We start from the raw sequence: 14,410 nt of genomic DNA on the forward strand, positions 1-14,410 counted from the left end.
AAAGCCATGTGTTCCTCCCAGAATTCCTCATGATCGCGCGCGCCATTCGGTCCCGAGCGCCTCTATCCCCTCTTCGGCGCCGAGCGAAAAAAGCCCGATCGGACCGGTGGTCAGATAGCCGCGAGTCCATCCCGCGCGCGGCGGACTCAACCATTTTTGCGCGGCCTTGCCAAGATGGCCCCAAGATAATCGGCGAAAAGAACCCCGACGGTCAGATCAGCGCTTGTGCCGGGATTCAACCCACGCTGTTTCAGCGCGCGATCGAAGTCCAACGCCAGTTCGAACGCCGCCTCGCGGCTTTTGGCGTTCTTGAGGCTCTTTTCAAAACGCGTCGCCTCGCCGCGGACCGACTCGGCGGCGGCTCCATATTTGCGCGCAATATGGCTATCGGGAAAAGCGGCGAGAAAGGCCGCATAGACGGCGAGCGTCGCGAGCGCCGCATCGGCGCCTCGCGCGCGCGCCTCGGCCAGAGTCTCAAGGCCAAGGTCGAAAATATCGGCGAAGCCATTGGCGTATTGCCAGGCGATACGGTCGCGGTCGGCGGCGGCGCGCATCGCTTCGAGCAGGGTCGTCTGCGCCGGCGCATGGACGTCGTGCTGCGGCGCATCACCAAGCCCCGCCGGCCGCGCAAGGGCGATGGCGCGAAACGCGTCGTCGGCGTCGTTTATATCGAGGCCCTGCAGGACGCGCCCGGTCTCCTGGCGCAGATCGGCGCTTTGCGCCGTCGCGGCGGCCTGCGCCAGCGGCGCGCAGAGCAGGACGATGCCGAGATTGGTGTTTTGCCCGACGCGCGCCTGCGTCGCTTCGATTGCGCCGGCGATGCGGGCGCCGACGCTCGATCGCGCCGCGCCGATGAAGGGGGCGGCGGCCTCGGCGCTGGCGAGGAAATCCGCCGTGGTCATGCCATGGCCGTCGGCGAAAACATGGACGTTGCCGGGCTTGGGCGCCTGCAACTCCGCCGCGCAGGCGGCGACGAAGGCGGTCGCGGTCTCTTGCGGGTCGGCCGCGAAAGTCGCCACGTCAGGCGCGAAGTCGCGCGCGCGTCATCTGCGCAAGCGCGTCGGCGGCGACTCTGTCGGCGATCGAGAAGGGCGTCACCCGCTGCAGTCCGCTCCAGCCCGCCATGCTGTTGACCTCAAGAATAAGCGGCGCGCCGCGTTCGTCATTAATGATGTCGACGCCCGCGAAGTCGACGCCGAGCGCCGCTGCGGCGGCGAGCGCAATCTCCGCCTCCCGCGCTGACGGCTCGACGGCGAGCGGCTTTGCGCCCTGCCGCACATTGGTGATCCAATGGCTCGAGCGCCGGCGCATGGCGGCGATGGTTTCGCTGCCTGAAACGAGAATGCGCATATCTTCGAAGGGCGGCCGCGCCGGGCCGACGAAGCGCTGGAGATAGAACACGCCGCGCGCGTCCTGAAGCGACGGCAAATCGCCTTCGCGCTCGATCAGTCGCAGTCCCCAGCCCTGCGCTCCGAAGAGCGGCTTCATCACGAGCGGGCCCTTGGCGCATTCGCGCCGCGCGATGGCGCGCGCCTGCGCCAGCGACTGCGCCGCGAAGGTCTGCGGCGTGGGCAGTCCGGCCTGCGCGAGACGAAAGCTCGCCATGGATTTATCGGTGCAGCGTTCGATCGCGCGCGCGCTGTTGACGACAGGGACGCCGAGCGCCTCCAGGGCGTGCAGGATCCCGAGCCGCATGGTGATCGCTTCAAGCGACCCGTCGCCGATGGCGCGAACGATAGCGAGATCGGGCAGGTCGCGAAATCCGGGGACGATGAGGCCCTGGGCGCAGCCCGTCTCGATCTTGCAGGCGGAGAGCCGCACCGCGACGGGCGTCGCGCCCTGCGCGCGCAAGGCGCCGAGCGTGCGGATCACATGCCAGTCGAGCTTGTCGGTGAAGACCGCCACGCGCGGCGGCGGCCCTCTGTCCTCACGCAGAGGAGCGGTGGGGTCGGATCTATCGAGCAGGTCGAACGCAGTCAAACAACGCCCCGGCGATCACCCGCCAAACGATTTATCCAAGAGCGCCAGATTGACCTCGCCGGCGCGGAAGGTCTCGCCGGTCTCGACCGCCGTCACCAGCGCTTCGGCCGGCGAAAACAGGCTGCCGTCGATCTTATAGAAGTCGCCCTTATACGCCTTGAAGATTTCGGCGAACGGCCGGCCATAGTCGCGCGACGTCATGCTCGGCAGCTTGTCGGCGAGCTCCTTGGCGGCGGCCGCCGAGCCCTTCACGAAAAGATGCGCGCGCCCGGCGTAGATGATGGCGTCATTGGTGCGGCCCATCGCCTGGACGAAGTCGGGGTGGGGCGGCGAGAGCGGCGCCGTCGCGACGCCGTCGATAATGTCGTCGAGCGGAAAATGCAGCTCATGCGCCTTGTGCAACGCAACTTCGAGCACCCGGCCGACCACCTGAACGCCGCCGGCGAGCGACTGCGTCGGCGCATAAATGAAGGCGACTTTGTCGGGCGTCACGCCTGAGCGCGCGGCGACCTTCTCGACGACTTCCTTAGGCGGCGGCGAGCCGCTTTCGAGGACGATGGTGACGCGGTCGGCCAGGTCGCGATACGACAGCTCGTCGAACAGCTTTTCTGCCCGCGCCTGGGCGCGCCCCGGCCCCGAACCGAGCGCGAAGAATTTCTCGTGGCTCAGGCTCCAGCCGGCGTATTGGCTGGCGAGGCAGGCGACGACGGGATCGGCGCTGGTCACGGTCAGCCAAAACGGCCATTTGGGCGCGGCCGGCGCGTGGGAAAGGGTGACGCTGCCAAGTCCGCCCATGCAAATCTCGGTCAGCAGCAGGCCGGCCTCAATGCCGCCCGGGACTTTGGCGCCGGCGTCGATCAGCAATTCGCCGAGACTGCCGCGCGCGACGGCGATCCGATATTTCGCCGCGCCGGCGACGAGACGATCGACCAGCGCGCCCGCGAGCGCGTTGACGCTTTCGGTCGTGCGGCCGCTGATGTTCAGGCTTCCGCTCACGTGTGGCCCTTCCCTTCTTTCGCTCTGTGGCGCTGTCCACCCTTGCCCGGCCGTTCTAAGCATGCGCCTGCGGCCGGTTCGAGCCCTGAACTTATAGAGCTTTTCCGCCGAAACGAAAGCCGGGCCGCGTCGCAGAATGTCGCGGGCGCGAACCGTTTGGCCATGAGTTGGCCATGAAGTTTGAGGTCGGATGTCACAAAACTTCAATCTTTGTGGGTTTATTAAGGCAACCAATCGGCTGCTGAAGCGTTGAGCATCGCTTGTGTGTTTCCGCACATCAAGCAGGCGGGTTTTGTGCGAAAAGTGACCAATAAGATATATTTTTACGCTGGAAGGAAGACGAGATGGACGCACAGCCGACTGAACGGGACGTCGCCGAGCATACGGCTGGACATGTTGCGTTGACCGACGTGCTTTACGTCGCGCTCGCGATTGCGGTGATTCTCTTCGGCAATATGGCCCTCGTCCGCGCTATGGACGTCGCGCTCGATTCCCTGGCCCGATAGGCGGAGCCGCGGCCGCGACGGAGAGCAAGACCCGTCGGAACTTGGCTCGTTCCGGTGGTTGCGGCAATCGACGACCTTACGTTGCGGGAACGTCTAGGAAGACGGCGCCGCGCAGCTTCGCCGACTCAGCAGCCGTTTCGATAAAAGCTGGTCACGCAGCACGCTCATTTGATTCCGCGCCGGGCATGCGACCAGCTGCGATACGCGCCCGGCTCGGGCTCGCGGACTCCCAGGATTGAACTCATTTCGTCGCCTCTCGACGGCAGGCCCAAAAATACGGCATTCTCGATAATTCAAAACGCGCTGTCGAAGCCGGGCGGAGACATGTTCAGAATCAGGCTTTTCTTCATTTTCTTCGCGGCGATCGGCTTGATCGCCCGCGCGGACGCGCAAGCGGTGCGCAGGGATTCCGCCAAAGCGTTCCAGAAAATTCGGGAATGCTCGGCCCAGATGGGCCCTAACGTCATAACCTTCAGCTTCTATCAGCCGACGCAATCGCGAGATCAGTTCTGCGAGGACGTTCCCGAAACCGGACCGACGACCATCGTGGTCGACACGATGCAGGACGAGTTGCGGGACATGATGGTGGAGATCCGGATCGTTGAAGCGGCTCCAAATGGGGACGACGAGGCTGCGCCGAACGAAGCCTACCTTCCGCCCGCGCAGTTCCAGACCGGCGTCATCCAGCTCGAACATGATTTCAAGAAACAGGGAGACTACGTGGCGCTTGTGCGGGCGCGCAGCGAGGATGGCCGGAAAGAATATAACGCCCGTTTCTTCTTCTCGGTCGGCGAAGAGTTTCTGCGCGCCTGGGCCGCGGTCGCCGTCGCCACGGTGGTCGGGGTCGCTTTAGGCGCGGGCTGGTATGCGCACGCCTTCGGCAGGCGATCGTCGAAAAAGACCTAGATCACGCTGTGTTCGCGCCTTTGGCGCGACCGTCGGCGCGCGTCTAGGTCGGCGGCGCTGCGTCCGGTTCAAAAGACAGGGCCGCGCCTGCCGCCACGGGCGTCGCGCCGGCCGCCAAGGCGTCGCCGAGACGGTCGAGACGGACCATGGCGAGACCCTCCTCATGAAGGCGCGAGCCGGTGACGCCGATTTCAACGTCGCCGGCGCGGATCGCTTCGCCCGGCGCTGGCGCGCCGCCTTGCGCGCGATATTTCGTGATCCGCTTGCGCACCAGGCCGCGGTGCTTCATCCGCGACACCACTTCCTGCCCGACATAGCAGCCCTTCTTGAAGTCGAGCCCCGAGAGCAAATCCATATTGGCTTCGTGAGGAAAGGTTGCGCCATAGTCGAAATCGACGCCGCCGAGCGGCACGCCGGCATGGATCCGCCGGGCCTCGTAGGCGCTGCGCCCGTCCTCCGTCGGTATCTTGCCTTTTGCCGCGATGGCGCGGAATCCAAGCGGGCCGCGCGGATCGGCGGCGATGGCGACGGCCTCGACCTTCGGCGCTTCGGTCAAGTCGGGAAAGGCGATCGCGTCGAGTTCGCTGCTGCGGTTCGTCACCGTCACTTTCGACCGCAGCTTGTAGATATTCAGACGTTTTTCGAGATCGGCGGAAAGGGCGAGCGGACAGTCGAGCAGATAGCCCCCTTCGCCCGCGGCAAAGACCAGAAAATCGAACAAGATCTTGCCCTGCGGCGTCAGCAGCGCGGCGAAGCGCGCCTCTGCGGCCTTGAGCGAGGCGACGTCGTTGGTCACCAGATTATGCAGGAATTTGCCCGCGTCTTCGCCCGCAATCTCGATGATTGCGCGGTCATCGAGCAGAATCGCCGTCGTCATGTCTCTCGTCCGCCTCCGCCGCCAGCTGCTTGAGTCTCGCGCGCCTTTGGCGCATTAGCAACAAAACTTCACCCCGCGACGACATCGCAAGCGAGGCGCCACTCATGCCGCAGGTCTTCGACGTCATTCTCTCGGGCGGTGCGCTCGTCAATCAGGACGGGGAGGGCGCCCGCGACGTCGGCGTCCGCGCCGGCAAGATCGCCGAAATCGGCGATCTGTCCCGCGCCTCGGCCGGGGAGACGATCGACTGTCGCGGCCTGCATATTCTGCCCGGCGTCATCGACACGCAGGTGCATTTCCGCGAGCCCGGCGCGCCGCATAAGGAAGACCTTGAATCGGGGTCGCGCGGCGCGGTTCTGGGCGGCGTCGTCGGCGTTTTCGACATGCCCAACACCAATCCGCTGACGACGGGCGAAGCGGAGCTCGCCGACAAGGTGGCGCGCGCGAGCGGGCGCATGCATTGCGATTTCGCCTTCTGGGTCGGCGGCACGCATGAGAACGCCGCGCATTTGAGCGAGTTGGAGCGCTTGCCCGGCGCGGCCGGGATCAAAGTGTTCATGGGCTCCTCGACCGGCTCGCTGCTCATCGCCGATGACGCCGGCGTCGCCGACGTGCTCTCGCATACGCGCCGCCGCGCCGCCTTTCACAGCGAAGACGAAGACCGGCTGAATCTGCGCAAGTCGCTGCGCATCGCCGGCGATCCGTCGTCGCATCCGGTCTGGCGCGACGTCGAGACGGCGGTGCGGGCGACGCGGCGGCTGATGAACATCGCGCGCGAGAAGGGCGCGCTCGTGCATGTGCTGCATGTGACGACCGAAGAAGAGATCGCGCTGCTCGCCGAGCATAAGGACATCGCCAGCGTCGAAGTGACTCCGCATCATTTGACGATGGACGCGAGCGACTATGCGCGGATCGGCACGCTGGCGCAGATGAATCCGCCGGTGCGCGAGGCGCGCCACCGCGAAGCCCTCTGGCGCGGCGTCGCGCAAGGCGTCGTCGACGTGCTCGGCTCCGACCATGCGCCCCACACGCTCGAAGAGAAGGCCAAGCCTTATCCCAATAGCCCCTCGGGGATGACAGGCGTGCAGACGCTTGTTCCTCTGCTGCTCGATCACGTCAACGCCGGTCGATTGACCCTGCAGCGTTTCGTCGACCTGACGAGCGCCGGTCCGGCGCGGCTCTTCGGCATCGCCGGCAAGGGGCGCGTCGCGGTGGGCTACGACGCCGATCTCACCATCGTCGACATGAAGCGGCGCGAGACGATACGCAATTCCTGGATCGCCTCGCGCGTCGGCTGGACGCCCTATGACGGCAAGGACGTCGTCGGCTGGCCGGTCGGGACGCTCGTGCGCGGCGCCAAGGTCATGTGGGAAGGCGAACTCGTAACGCCGTCGCAAGGCGCGCCCATGCGCTTCTGGAATGCTCTCTAAGCTCCTTTTGCAAAGTTTGCGCGAACGCCCGGAACATTGCGACCTCGCGCCGGTTAGTCGCTCATTCCCGATTGCGCGCAAAAGGAGATGAGCCATGCCGCAGGGAGACAAGTCGGCCTATACCGACAAGCAGAAACGCAAGGCCGAGCACATCGAGGAAGGCTACGAGAAACGCGGCGTGTCCGAGAAAGAAGCCGAGCGCCGCGCCTGGGCGACCGTCAACAAGGACGACGGCGGCGGCAAGAAATCGGGGTCCGGCCGCGGCGCCAAGACGGGCAATCCGGCGGCGCACAAGGGCGGCAAGATCGGCGGCGAAGCTTCCGCGTCGCGTCCCGCTTCAGAACGCTCGGCGTCCGCCAAGAAGGCCGCCGAAACACGCAAACGCAATGAACGGCGCGCCGGCTAGCGCGAAGCCATCGTTGCGGAAAGCGACAGGAGAACGCGATGACCGCGCAGAAGGACGTCCAGCCGACGAATGAAGGCGAAGGCAGCCGCACCGCCGCCAAGCAATATAATGAGGCGACGAGAAAGTTCGTCGAAAGCGGCAAGGTCGACAAAGCGGCGAAGGACGCCGAACAGGCGATCGAAGGCGACGAGGCGGAAGAATTGAAACGCGCCGAGGACGAAGGCCGCGCGCATGCCGCGCCGCATGAGCAGGAACGCGAAATCTGACTTGATGCTTGAAGCCGGCCGCGTTCAGCCTGCCGAACGGCCTCTCCAATCCCCGACGCGGCGATTGCCGCCGCGTCGTCTCCCAGCGCTGCGGCGAGCTTTCAGTCTTCGCTCCAGAAGTAGTGCCAAACGCCGTCCGAGCCGATGCCGATCCGCGTCGCGCGCGGCTTCCCTTCGGCATTGGAGCGTATAAGATCGGCGAAACGCACGCAGCGCCACCTTTCGCGCGCCTCGTCCTCATTGGCCGCGGCCTGTGCGCGGCGCGCAAAGGCCGGCCATTCGTAGAGCGTCGTCGGTCCGCGGACGATCTTGACGAATGGCTGCGCAAAAATCGCGCGGATGAGCGAAATCGTCTCGCGGCCCTTGCGATCGAAGGAAAGCGCCTTCAAAATCTCGATGGGATCGGTTCCGGCCTTGAATGCGCCGCTCTTGGCGAACAGCGGGCGCGTCTCGTTCCAGTCGATCGGAATGCGGAGCGCCTCGACCTCCCCGGTCTCGGTCGCGGCGAGAATTTTGTCGCGGATCTTGGCGACGGGCGCGGGCAGAAGCGCGAGATCGCCAATCGGGGGGGAAATGACGTCGCCGATGACGTCGCCCTTGGGTTTGCGGATCATTCCGCAATGATAGCGCGCGCCGGCCTTGATGCGCCAATGCGCTGAATTTGACCATTTTCCTACGGCCAAGATTGTCTGCCCGGATCGAAACCGCCATTGTCATCTGCGCGTCTCTCGGAGAGTAAATGGACGAGCTTCAGCACCAGAATGCGCCATCGGGGAAAAAGACCTCGCCGCGTCTCGAGGGGATGCTGCGCCAGTCGGCGCTCGCGATTCTCGCCGAGCGAATCTGGCGGGCTGGCTTGGCGCTCGCCACGATTGTCCTCGTCTTCCTGGCGCTCTCCTGGCTGGGACTTTGGCAGGCCGCGCCGCTCGAGGCGCGCATCGGCGGCGTGGCGCTCTTCGGCTTCGCCGCGCTCTATGTCGTCGCGCGAGAGTCGGCGCGCGGCTGGCCGCATCGCGCCGCCGCGCTCGAACGACTGGACCGCGGCGCAGACGCCGCGCTGCGTCCTGCGTCTTCACTCGAGGATCGGCTCGCCAGCCAAAACGCCGACGCGGGCGTTGAGGCGCTCTGGGCGTTGCATCGCCAGCGCCTGGAGACGGCGCTGGCGCAGACGCCTATCGAGGCGCCGCATCCGCGCGTCCCGCAGCGCGACCCTTACGCGCTGCGCGCGCTGGCGCTCGTCGCGGCGGTCGCCGCCGGATTCGCCGCAGGCGATGAAAAGCGCGCGCGCATCGCCGCCGCGTTTGACTGGCGGGCTTCCGCGAGCTTCGGGACCACCGCGCGCGTCGACGCCTGGCTCGAGCCGCCGGCCTACACCGGCCGACCGCCGATCGTGCTCGCAAAGGAGAGCGACGCGCCCGTCGAGGCGCCGGTCAATTCGACGCTGCGCATCCGTCCCCCAGACTCCGGCGTATCCGTCTCCGGCGGACTGGTCGCCGCGCAGACCGCCGTCGAGGACGCGCAAAAGGGCGCGTCGAAAGAGCAGGCGTTCAAACTCTCCAGCGCGGCGCGCGTATCGCTTTCCGACGGTCGGCGTTTCAATCTCGCGGCGATCCCAGACAAGCCGCCGAGCATCGCTTTGACGGAAAATCCCCGCAACAACGTTCGTGGCTCGATGACGCTCGCGTTCCGCGCCACGGACGATTACGGCGTCGTCGGCGCCGAAGCGGTCTTTAGCGCGCCGCCCAGCGGGCGCCGCGCGCTCTACGAACCGCCGCGTCTTGCGCTCGCTTTGCCGCCCGGCGGAGGCGGCCAGGGCGAGGCCAAGGCGACAATTGATCTTGCCGACAGTCCGTTCGGCGGCGCGAAGCTCGCGATGCGCCTCGTCGCCAAGGACGCCGCGGACAATGAGGGCGCTTCTGAATCGATCGAAGTGACTCTGCCGCAGCGCCGCTTCGTCAAGCCGCTCGCGCGCGCGCTCGCCGAACAGAGGCGCATCCTCGCGCTTGATCCGGATTCGCGCTCAAACGTCCGCGCGGCGCTCGAGGCGCTGTCGATCGCCCCGGAAGCCTTCGATACGCCCGCCGCCGTCCATCTCGGCCTCCGCGAGGCGCGCCGCGGTCTCGAGGGTCCGCGCAGCGATGACGAATTGCGCGGCGTCTGTGAAATGCTGTGGGCGATGGCGCTCGGACTGGAAGAGGGCGACGCCTCCCAAGCGGAGCGCGAACTGCGCGCGGCGGAGCGCGAATTGAAGGATGCGATCGCGCGCGGCGACAGCGAGCAGGAGATCGCCAATCGCGCCGAGGAGCTTCGCGCCGCGCTCGATAAATTCCTCCAGCAGCTCGGCAGCCGATTGCCGCCGGAAGGTTCGCCGCGCCAGGAGTCGGAGGGCGGTGGCGACACCATCACGCCGGACGAGTTGCAGGCGATGCTCGACGAGATGAACCGAGCCATGAAATCGGGCGACATGGCGCAAGCGCAGAGGCTTCTGGAGGAACTCCAAGACATTCTCGAAAATGTGCAGACGGCGCAGGGCGCGGGCCAGCGTCGCGGGCGCGGGCGCGAAATGGCGCGCGCGCTCAACGAGCTCGATCAATTGTCGCGCGAAGAGCAGCAATTGCGCGACGAAACATTCCAGGGGATGAACGCGCCGAGCGATATGGAATCGCGCGGCGCGCGCGGCCATCGTCAGAAGGGCCAGAACGAGGAACTCAGCGACGAACGCCAGCGCCAGCAGGCGCTTCGCGAGCGGCTTGAGCGCCAGCAGGACGCGTTGCGCGAGGGCGGCGTCGAAGCCGCCGAAGAACTCGACGAAGCGCGCCGCGCGATGAAGGAAGCGGAAGACGCGCTCGGCAAGGCCGGAGAAGGAGGCGCCAAGGCCGTCGACGCGCAAGGGCGCGCCGTGCAGGCGTTGCGCAAGGGCGCCGACAGGCTAGCGCAGCAAATGCGCGGCGATGGCGACCAAAACGCCGAAGAAGAGGGCGGAAGCCCGGGCAGGCGCGGGCGCCGCGGCAAGGGCCGCGATCCGCTCGGGCGGGCGCCCGGCGACGGCAATCGTCCCGACGCCTATGGGAAATATGATCCGCTCGGCCTGCCGCCGGCGCAGCGCGCCCATCGCGTGCAGGAAGAGTTGCGCCGCAGGCTCGGTCAGCCTGAACGCCCGCAGGAAGAGCTCGATTATCTGCAGCGCCTGCTGCGGCGATAAACGCCTTGCCGGCGGGCGCGCGCTTCTCTACAGCGCAGCGGGTAGGGAGAAGCGCCGCTCATGCCAAGTTCTTCAAGTCTATTGGTCATCGTCGCTGTCGCGGCGGTGATTCTCGTCGTCGTCGCCGGCTTCATCAATATGTTCCGCGGCGGCCAAGGCGCGCCCGCCCGCTCGCAGAAGCTGATGCGGTGGCGCGTCGGCCTGCAATTGCTGGCGCTTCTTATCGTGCTTGGCGTGCTTTACGCGCGAGGCCGCTGGTAACCGGCCGCTTCATTTGCGTACACGCTTCTCCAGCCATTCGACGATCAGCGGATCGTCGACCGCGCCCGTCACCGTCACGACGCCGCCGTCCGGGGCGACGAGCGCCGTAAACGGCAATTCTCCGCGCCAGGCGCTGTCCGCTTCGAAATAAAGCTTTTCGACAAAGGCGTCGGCGAAGCCGTAATGTTCCGCGCGTGAGAGCCCCACCTTCTCGATGCGCGCTTGCGCGCGGGCGCGTTCATCGTCGCCGTCGGTGTTGACGAAGACGATGTCGAATCCCTTTTTCTCCGCGGCGATCTTCGCCCATTGCGGCAATTCCACGAGGCAGGGCGGACAGGTCACCGACCAGTAATGCACGATGAGCGGCTTGCCGGCGTGGGCCTTGGTCAATTGCCCGAACGCGCCTCGGCCATAGGGCTTGAAGTCCATGGCGAAGGCGCCTCCTCCTGCAAGGAGCGTGAAGGCGAGGGCGAGTGACATGAGGCGCATTCGGCGAAGACCCACTGGACGGTATTTATGGTTCCCGGTCACGCGCGGAGCGCGCGTCGCGAAGGACAAGGCAGCGCCTACTCGAATTTGCGTCACTGCGGCGCCGCTGCGCTTTTTTCGTCCCGCGGCAGCGGCATGAGGCGATAGCCTTCCTTATGCGTTAACCACGATAGATAGGCCGCGCCGTTGTGGGCGATGAGTTCCGGATGGTCGGAGGCGTCCAATGTTTGCGCCACGACGCGCGGCGCGGTCCAGCTCTTGCCGTTGTCGCGCGACATTTGCATGGCGACGGTCGTCGTGGTTCCGTCGAACTCCTTCCAGACGCGATACAGGCGGCCCTTGGCCGCGACCAGCGTCGGATGTCCGGCGGCGCGCGCGTCGTCGCCGAATTTCTCCGGCTCCGAGAAGCTTTTGCCCGCGTCGAGGCTGCGCGCGTAATAGAGCCCCTGGCGCTTCTTGCCCTTGGTGAACCAGACCACATGCCAATCGCCGGCGGCGTCGATCGCGATCGATGGTCCGTGATGCGGGCAGCTGTTGATCGCCCAGTCGTCGTCGGAAACGCGCGTCGCCGTCGCTCGCGCGGCGTCCGCGGAAAGCTTGGCGACCATATGGTCGCGAACATTGCCGTCTAGCACCTGTCGCCAGGCGAAAACCGGCGTTCCATCCTTATCGAGCGCGCCTGACATGCGGCAGCATTCGCAGGCGTGATCAATCAGGATTGACTTGCCTTTGAAGGTCTTGCCGCCGTCGTCCGAATAGGCGAAGGCGACGCCGCTGCCGAGAAATTCCTTGCCTTCGGCCTTGGCTTTGAGCGCATGCGTCTTGTCGAGCCAGCCGGCGTAGATGCGGCCCTTGCGGTTGACGACGATGCTGTCGAAGCGCTGGCCGCCTTCGTTCAGAAGCGCTTGTGGCGCTGAAAAGGTCTTGCCGCCGTCCGTCGATCGGGCGGTGAAGATCGTGCCGATCATCTGCTTGTCGGGCCGGGTCGTATAAGTCGCGAGCAGCGTCCCGTCTTTGAGCGCGACGATTTTCGGACGCGCGTCGCCATGCGCGTCGATCACGCCGTCGCCGACCGTGGCGATCGCGGTCGGCGCGGAAAACGTTGCGCCATTATCCGAAGAGGCGGCGGCGTAAACGCTCTTGCCGACCGAGAAGGCGACCCACAGTCGTCCGTCCTTCGCAAAGGCGGGAACGGCGGTCGCCGCGCAATCCACCTTCGCTTCGGCGCAAGCGGCGGCGGGGTGGCCCATCCCGGCATGCGTCGCTGATTGAGTCGGCGTCGCCGCGTCCTTAGGAGCGTCTGCGGACGGCGCGCCTTGTTGCGCGCTTGCGGCGCCCGAGGCCGCGAGCGCCAGTAGGGCAAGAACGAGACGCATCATTGGTCCTCCGATCGCATCTGTGTAGCGGCGCCGTCATCTAAAGTTGAACGATTGTTGGGCCGCAAAGCCGCCCTCAGGCGGCGGCGGCAGGCGCAAGCCGGACAAGATCGCTTCCGCCTTCCGCGCGTGCGCATCACTGGTTGCGTCGACCACTCTAACGTTTGTCACATGTCCAGACGAATCAATCTTGAACCAGACGCGCGCATAGCCCGGGCCCATGCGTGGCGACTCCATCCGGAAAAAACGCGACGAGACCTCTAAATCGGCGCGACCGCGCAAGGTTTCCGAAACGCGCGTCGCATAGGCGGCGCGGAGCATATTGTTGCGCGCCGACGCAGCGCCCGTTGACGCGACTTCAAATCCGACGACGAGCACGGCGAGAATCCATGGCCAGGAAAGAGGGCGACGCACTCTTCTTGTCTTGCGCATCATCTCTCTCCGATCTTGATCGCCTCAGCCGTGAAATGACGCCGCGCCTCTAGTGAAATCTGAAACTCTGCACGCCGTCGTAGGAGCCGCCGGGCGGCGGCGGCGCCCGCAGGCCCGAGACGATGGAGCGCGCCAATTGCCCGTGGCGGGGCGTCGAAGCGGAAACGAGTGTGACGCTGTCAGGCGCGCCCGAGGCGCCAAGACGAAAGCGAACGACGGCGCTTCCTTCGCCAAGACTTGTCGTGCCCGGCGAGCGCGCCCGGATGAGTTGGCCGAGCTTGCGCAGATAGGCGCTGGTGTCGGCAGTTTTCTTTTTATCTGCCGACTTCTCGGCCGACTTCTCGTCCCGCGCGGCCTTCGGTTTCTGTTCGCGCCCGGCGTCGGTCTTCTCCTCGCGCTTTTCGGTCTTCTCCTCGGGCTTGGTCTCCTTGCTGTCTTCGCGCTTGGGTTCGGCGCTGTCTTCGGCCTTGGGCTTTTGCGCCTCATCGAGCGCGCGCGCCGGTCCGCTCGCGCCAAGCGCGCAGGCGAACGCCAATGCAGAAAGACTCAATGTCAGTCGAGAAATATGCCGCATTTCCCTCTCCCTTTCTTAAAAATGCGCGGGCCTCATGCGCATGGATCATTCAGCGACGGGCTGAAAGTTTTTAACGGCGGGGCGGACTCATTTCGGCGTCCCGCGGAACTTGAAAGTTTGTCCCACGTCCATGGATCCGCCCGGCGGCGGCGGCGCTTCGACGCTCGACAGGATCTTCTTCACGGTTTCTGAAAGCGCGGGACTTGTTGTCTTGTCGATCGTCACCTTGTCGATCTTGCCCTGCGCATTGACGTGAAAGCTGGCCGTCACCTCGCCGTCGCCGGCGGGACTTTCCGAGGGGGTTTGCTTGGCGATCGCCGTATAGAGCGCGCCAAGGAACTTGCTCTCCGACATCACCGGAGCGGCGGCAGGCGCGGCCGCTCCTTGCGTCGTCGCGGGCGTGGCGGGCTTTGGCGCAGCGGCGCGGGCCGGCGTAGCGCTCTGCGTTGGCGCTGCGGGTCGCGCAGGCGTGGGCGCCGTTGGCGCGGGCTTCGCGTCCTCGGCATGCGCGCCGCAAGCGGCGAGCGCCGCGGCGATGGTAAGCAATCGCGCGAGCTTCATCAGGCCCCCAATAGCCGGAACGATCTGAGACGGCGGGCGCGAGCGTCCGCCGCCGTTCGCGTCAATGGAAGACGAAAGCCTGGCTCACGAAGGCCGAGCCGCACATGCTGGGGCCGCGTGCGGAGGACACGATCCGCCGCGCCAGCGC

The 14,410-nt window shown here is 66.0% G+C and carries 17 protein-coding genes; 7 read left to right on the forward strand and 10 right to left on the reverse strand.

The window, feature by feature from the left end:
• Positions 1-146 precede the first annotated feature (146 nt).
• From NEI07_RS00010 to mch, 3 genes are all read right to left on the reverse strand, one after another.
• Positions 147-1,019, reverse strand: coding sequence for a triphosphoribosyl-dephospho-CoA synthase (locus NEI07_RS00010; protein ID WP_256031835.1), 873 nt, complete (start codon positions 1,017-1,019; stop codon positions 147-149).
• A gap of 1 nt (position 1,020) precedes the next feature.
• Positions 1,021-1,905, reverse strand: coding sequence for a RimK family alpha-L-glutamate ligase (locus tag NEI07_RS00015; protein WP_407659832.1), 885 nt, complete (start codon positions 1,903-1,905; stop codon positions 1,021-1,023).
• A 90-nt stretch (positions 1,906-1,995) separates the two neighbouring features.
• Positions 1,996-2,976: a methenyltetrahydromethanopterin cyclohydrolase gene (gene mch / locus NEI07_RS00020; protein WP_256031837.1), complete on the reverse strand. Its 981-nt coding sequence runs from the start codon at positions 2,974-2,976 to the stop codon at positions 1,996-1,998.
• 344 nt (positions 2,977-3,320) lie between these two features.
• Between mch and NEI07_RS00025 the strand changes: the two genes are divergently transcribed.
• Both NEI07_RS00025 and NEI07_RS00030 read left to right on the forward strand, forming a co-directional pair.
• Positions 3,321-3,482, forward strand: a complete 162-nt coding sequence (locus NEI07_RS00025) for a hypothetical protein (protein ID WP_256031838.1) — start codon at positions 3,321-3,323, stop codon at positions 3,480-3,482.
• Positions 3,483-3,806: 324 nt separating this feature from the next.
• The gene (locus NEI07_RS00030; protein WP_256031839.1) at positions 3,807-4,388 is read left to right on the forward strand and encodes a hypothetical protein; all 582 of its coding nucleotides are present in this window, start codon (positions 3,807-3,809) and stop codon (positions 4,386-4,388) included.
• 43 nt (positions 4,389-4,431) lie between these two features.
• On the opposite strand, the gene ygfZ is transcribed toward NEI07_RS00030, so the two are convergent.
• On the reverse strand, positions 4,432-5,265 hold the full coding sequence (ygfZ, locus tag NEI07_RS00035) for a CAF17-like 4Fe-4S cluster assembly/insertion protein YgfZ (RefSeq protein WP_256031840.1): 834 nt from the start codon (positions 5,263-5,265) through the stop codon (positions 4,432-4,434).
• 104 nt (positions 5,266-5,369) lie between these two features.
• Here ygfZ and NEI07_RS00040 point away from each other — a divergent pair, with 104 nt between their 5' ends.
• From NEI07_RS00040 to NEI07_RS00050, 3 genes are all read left to right on the forward strand, one after another.
• The gene (locus NEI07_RS00040; protein ID WP_256031841.1) at positions 5,370-6,695 is read left to right on the forward strand and encodes a dihydroorotase; all 1,326 of its coding nucleotides are present in this window, start codon (positions 5,370-5,372) and stop codon (positions 6,693-6,695) included.
• A 94-nt stretch (positions 6,696-6,789) separates the two neighbouring features.
• Positions 6,790-7,101, forward strand: coding sequence for a plasmid stabilization protein (locus tag NEI07_RS00045; RefSeq protein WP_256031843.1), 312 nt, complete (start codon positions 6,790-6,792; stop codon positions 7,099-7,101).
• Positions 7,102-7,139: 38 nt separating this feature from the next.
• Positions 7,140-7,367 carry a hypothetical protein gene (locus NEI07_RS00050; RefSeq protein WP_014890831.1) on the forward strand — a complete coding sequence of 76 codons (228 nt, stop codon included), beginning with the start codon at positions 7,140-7,142 and terminating at the stop codon, positions 7,365-7,367.
• A 101-nt stretch (positions 7,368-7,468) separates the two neighbouring features.
• On the opposite strand, the gene NEI07_RS00055 is transcribed toward NEI07_RS00050, so the two are convergent.
• Complete coding sequence (locus tag NEI07_RS00055) at positions 7,469-8,050, reverse strand: hypothetical protein (RefSeq protein WP_256031845.1); 582 nt, start codon at positions 8,048-8,050, stop codon at positions 7,469-7,471.
• Between the two features lie 56 nt (positions 8,051-8,106).
• Here NEI07_RS00055 and NEI07_RS00060 point away from each other — a divergent pair, with 56 nt between their 5' ends.
• Together NEI07_RS00060 and NEI07_RS00065 are read left to right on the forward strand one after the other, a co-directional pair.
• Complete coding sequence (locus NEI07_RS00060; protein ID WP_256031846.1) at positions 8,107-10,569, forward strand: TIGR02302 family protein; 2,463 nt, start codon at positions 8,107-8,109, stop codon at positions 10,567-10,569.
• A 60-nt stretch (positions 10,570-10,629) separates the two neighbouring features.
• Entirely contained in the window at positions 10,630-10,830 is a 201-nt protein-coding gene (locus tag NEI07_RS00065) for a twin transmembrane helix small protein (RefSeq protein WP_256031847.1), read from the forward strand.
• 9 nt (positions 10,831-10,839) lie between these two features.
• Here the strand turns inward: NEI07_RS00065 and NEI07_RS00070 are convergent, their stop codons facing one another.
• From NEI07_RS00070 to NEI07_RS00090, 5 genes are all read right to left on the reverse strand, one after another.
• Positions 10,840-11,310, reverse strand: coding sequence for a TlpA family protein disulfide reductase (locus NEI07_RS00070; protein ID WP_256031848.1), 471 nt, complete (start codon positions 11,308-11,310; stop codon positions 10,840-10,842).
• Between the two features lie 101 nt (positions 11,311-11,411).
• Positions 11,412-12,698 (reverse strand): sialidase family protein, encoded by a 1,287-nt coding sequence (locus NEI07_RS00075; protein ID WP_256031849.1) that lies wholly within the window; start codon positions 12,696-12,698, stop codon positions 11,412-11,414.
• Between the two features lie 33 nt (positions 12,699-12,731).
• Positions 12,732-13,109, reverse strand: a complete 378-nt coding sequence (locus NEI07_RS00080) for an energy transducer TonB (RefSeq protein ID WP_256031850.1) — start codon at positions 13,107-13,109, stop codon at positions 12,732-12,734.
• 67 nt (positions 13,110-13,176) lie between these two features.
• Positions 13,177-13,701 carry a hypothetical protein gene (locus NEI07_RS00085; RefSeq protein WP_256031851.1) on the reverse strand — a complete coding sequence of 175 codons (525 nt, stop codon included), beginning with the start codon at positions 13,699-13,701 and terminating at the stop codon, positions 13,177-13,179.
• Positions 13,702-13,788: 87 nt separating this feature from the next.
• The gene (locus NEI07_RS00090; RefSeq protein ID WP_256031852.1) at positions 13,789-14,262 is read right to left on the reverse strand and encodes an energy transducer TonB family protein; all 474 of its coding nucleotides are present in this window, start codon (positions 14,260-14,262) and stop codon (positions 13,789-13,791) included.
• Between the last annotated feature and the right edge of the window lie 148 nt (positions 14,263-14,410).

Source organism: Methylocystis suflitae (genome assembly GCF_024448135.1).
Taxonomy (GTDB): Bacteria; Pseudomonadota; Alphaproteobacteria; order Rhizobiales; family Beijerinckiaceae; genus Methylocystis; species Methylocystis suflitae.

What these genes read in the sequence shown, in the direction of transcription:
- NEI07_RS00025 (WP_256031838.1), top strand. Translation starts at nt 3,321, where the DNA reads ATGGACGCACAGCCGACTGAACGGGACGTCGCCGAGCATACGGCTGGA.
- NEI07_RS00030 (WP_256031839.1), top strand. Translation starts at nt 3,807, where the DNA reads ATGTTCAGAATCAGGCTTTTCTTCATTTTCTTCGCGGCGATCGGCTTG.
- ygfZ (WP_256031840.1), bottom strand. Translation starts at nt 5,265, where the DNA reads ATGACGACGGCGATTCTGCTCGATGACCGCGCAATCATCGAGATTGCG.
- NEI07_RS00040 (WP_256031841.1), top strand. Translation starts at nt 5,370, where the DNA reads ATGCCGCAGGTCTTCGACGTCATTCTCTCGGGCGGTGCGCTCGTCAAT.
- NEI07_RS00045 (WP_256031843.1), top strand. Translation starts at nt 6,790, where the DNA reads ATGCCGCAGGGAGACAAGTCGGCCTATACCGACAAGCAGAAACGCAAG.
- NEI07_RS00050 (WP_014890831.1), top strand. Translation starts at nt 7,140, where the DNA reads ATGACCGCGCAGAAGGACGTCCAGCCGACGAATGAAGGCGAAGGCAGC.
- NEI07_RS00060 (WP_256031846.1), top strand. Translation starts at nt 8,107, where the DNA reads ATGGACGAGCTTCAGCACCAGAATGCGCCATCGGGGAAAAAGACCTCG.
- NEI07_RS00065 (WP_256031847.1), top strand. Translation starts at nt 10,630, where the DNA reads ATGCCAAGTTCTTCAAGTCTATTGGTCATCGTCGCTGTCGCGGCGGTG.
- NEI07_RS00070 (WP_256031848.1), bottom strand. Translation starts at nt 11,310, where the DNA reads ATGTCACTCGCCCTCGCCTTCACGCTCCTTGCAGGAGGAGGCGCCTTC.
- NEI07_RS00075 (WP_256031849.1), bottom strand. Translation starts at nt 12,698, where the DNA reads ATGATGCGTCTCGTTCTTGCCCTACTGGCGCTCGCGGCCTCGGGCGCC.
- NEI07_RS00085 (WP_256031851.1), bottom strand. Translation starts at nt 13,701, where the DNA reads ATGCGGCATATTTCTCGACTGACATTGAGTCTTTCTGCATTGGCGTTC.
- NEI07_RS00090 (WP_256031852.1), bottom strand. Translation starts at nt 14,262, where the DNA reads ATGAAGCTCGCGCGATTGCTTACCATCGCCGCGGCGCTCGCCGCTTGC.